Origin of the sequence: Bradyrhizobium sp. AT1, from assembly GCF_001590795.1 — a bacterium.
In the GTDB taxonomy this organism is placed as follows: Bacteria; Pseudomonadota; Alphaproteobacteria; order Rhizobiales; family Xanthobacteraceae; genus Bradyrhizobium.
Window position 1 is genome coordinate 6342368 of the sequence record NZ_JXDL01000001.1, and the last position, 7941, is coordinate 6350308.

Annotated in this window: 7 protein-coding genes; 1 reads left to right on the plus strand and 6 read right to left on the minus strand. The window is 66.3% G+C overall.

The features are described 5' to 3' along the window. Positions 1–2: 2 nt before the first annotated feature. The 6 genes from SE92_RS29400 to SE92_RS29425 form a co-directional block, all read right to left on the minus strand. Positions 3–626 carry a FliH/SctL family protein gene (locus tag SE92_RS29400; RefSeq protein ID WP_063201378.1) on the minus strand — a complete coding sequence of 208 codons (624 nt, stop codon included), beginning with the start codon at positions 624–626 and terminating at the stop codon, positions 3–5. After that, positions 626–1723 carry a flagellar motor switch protein FliG gene (gene fliG / locus SE92_RS29405; protein ID WP_063201381.1) on the minus strand — a complete coding sequence of 366 codons (1098 nt, stop codon included), beginning with the start codon at positions 1721–1723 and terminating at the stop codon, positions 626–628. The genes SE92_RS29400 and fliG overlap by 1 nt, the downstream gene beginning before the upstream one ends. A gap of 18 nt (positions 1724–1741) precedes the next feature. Next, positions 1742–3352 (minus strand): flagellar basal-body MS-ring/collar protein FliF, encoded by a 1611-nt coding sequence (gene fliF, locus SE92_RS29410; RefSeq protein ID WP_063201383.1) that lies wholly within the window; start codon positions 3350–3352, stop codon positions 1742–1744. Between the two features lie 193 nt (positions 3353–3545). Beyond that, positions 3546–3821 (minus strand): CtrA inhibitor SciP, encoded by a 276-nt coding sequence (sciP, locus tag SE92_RS29415; RefSeq protein WP_002714638.1) that lies wholly within the window; start codon positions 3819–3821, stop codon positions 3546–3548. A 388-nt stretch (positions 3822–4209) separates the two neighbouring features. Beyond that, positions 4210–4917: a flagellar hook assembly protein FlgD gene (locus SE92_RS29420; protein WP_063201385.1), complete on the minus strand. Its 708-nt coding sequence runs from the start codon at positions 4915–4917 to the stop codon at positions 4210–4212. Positions 4918–4930: 13 nt separating this feature from the next. Further along, positions 4931–6553, minus strand: coding sequence for a flagellar hook-length control protein FliK (locus SE92_RS29425; RefSeq protein WP_063201388.1), 1623 nt, complete (start codon positions 6551–6553; stop codon positions 4931–4933). 347 nt (positions 6554–6900) lie between these two features. Between SE92_RS29425 and mnmA the strand changes: the two genes are divergently transcribed. Next, on the plus strand, positions 6901–7941 hold a 1041-nt coding region (gene mnmA, locus SE92_RS29430; protein WP_063201391.1), incomplete at its 3' end, for a tRNA 2-thiouridine(34) synthase MnmA.

A 7941-nucleotide genomic window follows, 5' to 3' on the forward strand; every position in this document is an offset into this window, starting at 1 on the left:
GGTTAACTCCCCCTGCGGGACGCGACATAGCGTCCGACCATTTCGTCGATCTTGGCCGCGATGGCGCCGCGCTCCAGCACGACGCCGCCATCGGCCCATTCGATCCGGCAGTCGCCGGTGGCAATCTCGGGCTCGGCCAGGATCACCAGCCGGCCCTCGAAGCCGCTCTGCTTGGCGAGCCGCTCGATCTTTTCGCGGGCGGCGTCGTAGAGCGCATCGTTGATGCGGACGACGAGATGCGGCGTCGCGACCAGATGCGAGAAGCAGTCCTTGACCAGTGCGACGATCTCGCCGAGCGGCTCGGCGGCGACGAGATCTGCGCACAGCTTGCGCGCGACCGCCACCGCGACGTCGACCGCCTCGGTCTCCATCTTGGATTCGATGTTGCCGATCCCGGCCGCGATGCCGCGGATGCCGATGTTGATCTCTTCCATGGCGAGCGCGACGCGGCGGTCGCTCTCGGCCTTGGCCTCGCGCTGGCCGGCGGCAAAGCCTTCCTGGTAGGCGCGCGCTTCGGCCTCCGCGACCTTCTGGGCGATCTCGGCGGCAGTCGCGGCCTTCTCGCGCGTCGCCCGCTCGGGCGCCGCGAAGTCGGTATCGAACAGGAATTTGGCGGGAGCTGCCATCAATACACCAGTTCGTCGTCGGCGCGGTTCTTGGTCAGCATGATCTCGCCCTTGGCGGCGAGGTCCTTGGCGAGGTTGACCAGCAGCGCCTGGGCCTCGTCGACGTCGCGCAGGCGCACCGGGCCCATCGCCGCCATGTCGTCCTGGAGCATCTTGGCCGCGCGCGAGGACATGTTGCCGAAGAAGAAGTTGCGGACGTCCTCGTTGGCGCTCTTGAGCGCGACGCCGAGCTTGTCCTTGTCGACGTTGCGCATCAGGGTCTGGGCCGAGCCGGAATCGAGCTTCACGAGGTCGTCGAAGGTGAACATCAACGCCTTGATGCGCTCGGCCGATTCCCGGTTGTCTTCTTCCAGCGAGGTGATGAAGCGGGTTTCGGTCTGGCGGTCGAAATTGTTGAAGATTTCAGCCATCACCTCGTGGGCGTCGCGGCGGCGGGTCTGGGACAGGTTGGACATGAATTCGGTGCGCAGCGTCTTCTCCACGCTCTCGATCACCTCCTTCTGCACCGCTTCCATCTTCAGCATGCGGTTGACGACGTCGAGCGCGAGGTCCTCGGGGAAGATGCCGAGCACGCGCGCGGCGTGCTCCGGCTTCAGCTTCGACAGCACCACCGCGATGGTCTGCGGATATTCGTTCTTGAGATAGTTGGCGAGGACCTCTTCCTGCACGTTGGAGAGCTTCTCCCACATGTTGCGTCCCGCGGGGCCGCGGATCTCGTCCATGATGCCGTTGACGCGCTCCGGCGGCAGATATTGCTGCAGCAGGCGCTCGGTGGCGTCGAAATTGCCCATCAGCGCGCCGGAGGCCGACATGCGCGAGACGAATTCGAGCAGCATGTCCTCGACGGTGTCGACCTCGACGGTGCCGAGCGTCGACATTTCCAGCGAGAGCTGGCGCACCTCGTCGTCGTCGAGCAGGCCCCAGATCTTGCCGCCATATTGCTCGCCGAGCGCCAGCATCAGGATCGCGGCGCGCTTCGGTCCGGACAATTGTTCGCCCGGCTTGCCGTCCTTGGCCCTCGTGTTGGCACGCTGACCGAGCGTGGAGATCACGCTGGTGATGTCGTTGCTGTTGGCGTTTTGCAATGCGGCGGCCATGTCAGATCACTTCTCGTATTATTTTGCGGATTCGCTCAGCCATTGGCGGACGATGGCGACGGTTTCGTTGGGGTTGCGCTCGGCGAGCTCGCCGACGCGATGAACGGACTGGGCGTGGACCTGGCCCTGGATGGTGGCGACGTCGATCGCGCTGGCGGCGCCGCTCGGCAGGAGCGGCTGGGCGGCCGGCGCGGCCTCCTCGGAAGCCGCCGGGCCGGCGAGCACGCCGGAGATGGCGGCGGCGACCTCGTCGGAGGCGAGGATGCGCTTGACCAGCGGGCGGATCACCAGGAACAGCACGATCAGGCCGAGCAGCATCATCACGCCCAGCTCGACGAAGTACATCACGTCGTCCTTGGTGAACTGGAGCATGCCGAGGAAGCCGGAGGGCTCGGCGATCGGGGCGGTGGAGGGCGCATCGGCAAAGCGCAGGTTGACGACCTCGACCTGGTCGCCGCGCTTCTGGTCGAAGCCGATGGCCGAGCGCACCAGCGCGGCGATGCGGTCGAGCTGCTCCTTGGTGCGGTCCTGGTAGGCCAGCTCGCCCTTGTCGTTCTTGGTGTAGATGCCGTCGACCAGCACCGCGACCGAGATGCGGTTGACCCGGCCGGCCTCGGTCACTTCGGTCTTGGTGGTGCGGGAGATCTCGTAATTGTTGGTCTCTTCGCTCTTCTTGCTCTGGTCCTTGGCCGCGACGCCGTTGTTCTGCTGGTTGCCGGGCAGCTCGTTGTTGACGGTGACCTGGCCGTTGTTGTCGGCGGTCATGCTCTGCTCTTCGCGGGTCTGGCTTGAGCGCAGCACCCGGCCTTCGGGATCGAACTTGTCCGAGGTCTGGGTGATCTTGTTGAAGTCGAAATCGGCGGCGAGCTGCACGCGGGCGCGGCCCGAGCCGACCACGGAGGAGACGATGTCCTCGACCTGCTTGCGCATGCGCTTCTCGAACGAGATGCGGCGCTCGTCGCCGACGGCCTGCTCCGGATCGGTCGCCGCGCCGTCGGCGAGCAGCTGGCCGGCCTCGTCGACGATCGAGACCCGCTGCGGCTTCAGGCCGTTGACCGCGGAGGCGACGAGATGGCGGATGGCGCGGATCTGCTGGGCTTCCAGCGCACCGCGGACGCGGACCACGATCGAGGCCGATGGCTCCGGCGCCTCGCGCGCAAACAGCGGGCGCTCGGGGAGCACCAGGTGGACGCGGGCGGCCTGGATGCGGTCGATGGCGCGGATGGTGCGGGCGAGCTCGCCTTCCAGCGCGCGCAAATGGTTGATGTTCTGGACGAAAGAGGTGGTGCCGAGCGCGTCCGACTTGTCGAACACCTCGTAGCCGACGCCGCCGCCCTTGGGCAGGCCGCCCTCGGCGAGCTTCATCCGCAGCCGCGTGACCTTGTCCTTGGGCACCATGATGATGGAGCCCTCGTTGCGGATCTCGAACTGGATGCCCTGGCGCTCCAGGTCCTTGATGATTCCCGAGGAATCCTCGACGCTGAGGTCGGTGAACAGCGTCGTCATCTGCGGCGTGGTGACGCGCATGATGACGAACGCGAAAAAGCCGACGAGCGCGGCGGTGACCGCGATCATCGCCGCGAACCGGGCGGCGCCGATACTCTTCAGAAAGTCCGCAAGACCTTGCAAGCAACCGCCCCAACAGATTCGGCCGCTTTCACCGGAAAGGCCGACTGGGCAATTATTGCCTAGGGGATGGTTTCGATATGGTTAACGAAGGTTAAGAGGTCGGACAAAAGTCGCACCAAAGACCAATATGAAAAAAATCGGCCTCGCAGGGCGAGGCCGATTTTCGTCAAAAGCCGCAGTTTTCCGGATCGCCTTACTGGCGATATTGCTGGATACGGGTGGTGCGAAGACCCGCCAGACCATGCTGGTCGATGGAAAACTGCCAGGAGAGGAATTCGTCGACCGTCAGGGTGTAACGGCTGCAGGCCTCCTCGAGCGAAAGAAGTCCACCACGGACAGCGGCGACGACTTCGGCCTTGCGGCGGATGACCCAGCGTTTGGTGCCGGGTGCTGGCAAATCCGCGATCGTCAACGGACTGCCGTCCGGCCCGATGACGTATTTTACCCTCGGGCGATGGGGTTCTGTCATGGCGTACTCACAAACTCTCAACCACTGAACTCACGCCGTAACCCTACGCCCGGCGGCTTAAAAATCCGCTAAGCCTAAGGCTTCAATACAATTCTCGTTGAAAATGGCTGGAACGGTGCCGTGTCGGCCGGCGGAACGGGTGCGTCCGGGCCGGTCGAGGGGGACTTCGTAAATACTTTACTAACGAATGGAGCTCGCGTGCGGTGGCGCGAGGCTGATAACTGTCGTCCCGGGGCGCGCGCAGCGCGAGCCCGGGATCCATAACCCCAAGAAGCAGTTTGACGACGACTCGGGGGTTACGGTCTCACGCGAAAACGACGTCCTGTGGTTATGGATCCCCGCGTTCGCGGGGATGACACTTAATCTGTGGCTGCAGCAATCCGCTTCGTTAATTGCTGCTCGTCGCGATGATGCTCTTGACCTGGCTCAGGGTGTAGCTGGCGCCGTCGATGGTCAGCAGCGGCGGCGACTGGGTCAGGTCGACCGACGACACCGTGCCCTGCACCTGGGCGGCGATACCGACATTGTTGTTGGCGACATCCTTGCCGGTGGCCGAGATCGTGTACTTGCCGTCGGGCCATTGCGTGCCGTCATTGCCCTGGCCGTTCCAGGTGAAGGGAACGTCGGCGCCGGCGGCGGCGGTATATTTGCCGGTGAACACGGTCTGGCCGGCGGCATTGGCGACGGTGATGTCCACGGTGGAGTCGGTGGGCACGTTGAGGTGCCAGGTCGCCGACGAGTTCTTCATGGTCGCGGTCGAGCCGTCGACCAGGGCGGTCTTGCCGACGAAGCCCAGCGCCTGGGTCGCCTGCGTGGTCTGCTGCAGGGTGACGAGCTGCGACAGCGCATCGTTGGTCTTGAGCTGCTGCTCGACGCCGGCGAACTGCACCAGCTGCTGGGTGAACTGGTTGGTATCGAGCGGGTCCAGCGGGTTCTGGTTCTGCAGCTGCGTGGTCAGCAGCGTCAGGAAGGTCTGGAAATTGCCGGCCAGCGTCGATCCCGTGGTCGAGCTCAGCGAGTTCGACGAGGAGGATTTCGGCAGGTCGGTCGTGCCGGAGACGACGGAGGGGGCGGTGGCGGCATTCGTGGTGGTCATTGCCTGATACTCCTCACACTCTGATGTCGACACCGCTGCTCGAACCGAGCATGCGGCCATAGCTGCGTCCCACGGGGGCCGCGGCAACGCTGTCGTCCTCGCTGATGATCAGCCGGCGGGCATTGCCGCCATTGTCGTTGTTCTGGCCGGAATTCTGGCCCGACGAGTTCTGGTCGCGCAGGCTGAAGGACAGCCCGTTGCTGCCGGTCTTCAGGCCGGCATCGTCGAGCGCGCGCTGCAATTGCGGCGCGTCCTGGCGCAGCATCTGCAGCGTCTCCGGCTTCTCCACGGTGAGATGCGAGGTGACGTTGCCGGCGCGGTCGACATGGATGCGGACGTCGATGCGGCCGAGCTCGGCCGGATCGAGGCTGATGTCGAAGCGGGATCTGCCGGAGCGGATCGCGGCCGCGATCTCGACCGGCACGCCGCTGACCGGCACCGCGGTCGTCGTGGCCGCGGTTGCGGTCAGCGTCGCGGTCGATGCGGAGGCGGTCGAGGTCGTCTGCGTCAGCGGCGCCTGCAGGGCGGAGGCGGCCTGCGCGCTGGCGTCGGTCGGGGCAGTCGGGTTTTGCGTGCCGGCGTGAGCCTGCGTGGCCGGCGCGCCCTGGGACGCATCGGCGGAGCGGTCGGCGGCCTTGGCCTCGGTCACGGTGCCATCGGCCTGCGGCTTGGCGCCTTGCGGATGCGCGGCGGGATTGGCGGCCGCAGTGCCCGGCGCCGGCGTGGTGGCGTCGTTCGCCTTGCCGGTGTCCTGGCCGATATTGGAGACGTCGGACTGTCCTTGCGCGGCGGCGACGGCCTGGAACGAGGTCTTCGGCGTGCCGGGATTGACGGGAATCAGCCCGCTGGTCGGCTTGGCGTCGGTTGCGGTCGCGTCCGTTGCACCGGTCGCGGCATCGGCCAGCGTCGCCGAGGTTTCGGCATCGACCTTGGCGCCGGCGGTCTTGGCGCTCTTGTCGCCCGGCGTGGCGGTATCGGTCTTGCCCGCGATCTGGGCCGCGGTCGAGGCGCTGGCGGCAAGGCCTGCGGCGGCGATCGTCAGCGGCGAGGAATTGGCGGCCTGGTTCGCAGCGGCGTTCGGATCGGTCGGGACCACAGGCGCGGCCACCACGATCGCGTTGGGATCGGGAACGGAGGCCTGCGCCACATCGGTCGGTGCGATTGCCGTGGGATCGACGGCGGCGGCGAGCCCGTCGGTGGCCTCGGCCTTGTCGCCCTTGGTCTCGTCGGACGTGTCAGCGGATTTGGCGTCGGACGTCTCGGACTTGTCCTTGACCTTGTCCTTGACCTTGTCCTTGCCGGCGTCCTTGGCCGGATCGGTGCTGGTGTCGTTCGGCTTGTCGCTGGCGGCGGATGCGTCGGTGTCGTCGCTCGCCTTGCTCTGCGAGGACTGATCCGCGGACGAGCTGTCGCGCGGGCCCTTGTCCTGGGAGGACGAGGAGGAATCGCTGCGCCGCGGCCCGCTCTCCTGGGCCTGCGCGGCGGCATTGCTGCTGATCGCCTGGGTGTTGCTGTCGACCAGCGAGCCGAAGCTGTCGTTCGCGGACGGCTCTTTGGCACTCTGCGACCGGGCAGGCTTTTGCTGCGTGCTCGAAACCTGCACGCTTGCCACGACATCTGACGTACGACCGACCACAGGCGACCCCTCGGAAACATCTTCGGCATCAGGGGAGCAAGGAGCGGGCCAGAGCCGCGTCACCATATTTATCAAATGAAATCAATGGTTTGATGAATCGGCTCCGCCGCCGCCGGGCCTGCGCCGACCCCGCCATTTCTGCCTCCCCGGCAAGAATTGCCCTAAGCTCGCCGCACCCGTGATTGCTTCACCGGAATGCCGCCTATATTAAAGAGGTTACTCTCAGCCGCTTTCGACCGGGCCGCCGTGCCTTTCGGGAACTATGGTTCCCGGGGATCGGCGATGTCCCGCGAGAGGCATGAAATCCGCGGATCGCCGCACGCCGCCGTCACAACCCCTTAAGGCCCATGCTCAACAGTCTGGATCTCGAAGGCCGTCCTGAGGACACCAGGGTCGTCGTCGCCATGTCGGGCGGCGTCGATTCCTCGACGACGGCTGCGCTGCTGAAGGCGGAAGGCTACGACGTCGTCGGCATCACGCTGCAGCTCTACGACCACGGCGCGGCGACGCACCGCAAGGGCGCCTGCTGCGCCGGCCAGGACATCCACGACGCCCGCGACGTCGCGGCCAAGCTCGGCATTCCCCATTACGTGCTCGATTACGAGGACCGCTTCCGCGAGTCCGTCATCGACAATTTCGCCGATAGTTACGCGCTCGGCGAGACGCCGGTGCCGTGCATCGAGTGCAACCGCTCGGTCAAATTCCGCGACCTGCTGAAGACCGCGCGCGAGCTCGGCGCGCAGGCGCTCGCCACCGGTCATTACGTCGCCTCGCGCCGCCGCGAGGACGGCTCGCGCGCGCTGGTCTGCGCGGCCGACGCCGACCGCGACCAGAGCTACTTCCTGTTCGCGACAACGCAAGAGCAGCTCGACTTCCTGCGCTTCCCGCTCGGCGACATGACCAAGCCGGAGACGCGCGAGCTCGCGCGCCGCTTTGGCCTTAGCGTTGCCGACAAGCACGACAGCCAGGATATCTGCTTCGTGCCGACCGGGCGCTACACCGACATCATCACCCGCCTGCGCCCGAACGCGATGGACCCCGGCGAGATCGTCGATCTCGATGGCCGCGTGCTCGGCCGGCACAACGGCATCGCCAATTTCACCGTCGGCCAGCGCCGCGGCCTCGGCATCGCCGCCCACGCGCCGCTGTTCGTGGTGCGGCTGGAGGCTGCCAGCCGCCGCGTCGTGGTCGGCCCGCGCGAGGCCCTGAAGATGCACCGCATCGCACTGCGCGACGTCAACTGGATCGGCGGCGGCGATATCGATAGCGCCATCGGCGGCGGCCTCGAGCTGTTCGTGCGCGTGCGCTCGACCCGCGCGCCGCAGCCGGCCTGGCTGCGCGGCAGCGATGGTCATTACGAGGTCGAGCTCGTCGCCGGCGAAGAAGGC

Excerpts from the sequence above, each read along its gene's own strand:
- SE92_RS29400 (WP_063201378.1), bottom strand. The coding sequence starts at position 626 with ATGGCAGCTCCCGCCAAATTCCTGTTCGATACCGACTTCGCGGCGCCC.
- fliG (WP_063201381.1), bottom strand. The coding sequence starts at position 1,723 with ATGGCCGCCGCATTGCAAAACGCCAACAGCAACGACATCACCAGCGTG.
- sciP (WP_002714638.1), bottom strand. The coding sequence starts at position 3,821 with ATGACAGAACCCCATCGCCCGAGGGTAAAATACGTCATCGGGCCGGAC.
- SE92_RS29420 (WP_063201385.1), bottom strand. The coding sequence starts at position 4,917 with ATGACCACCACGAATGCCGCCACCGCCCCCTCCGTCGTCTCCGGCACG.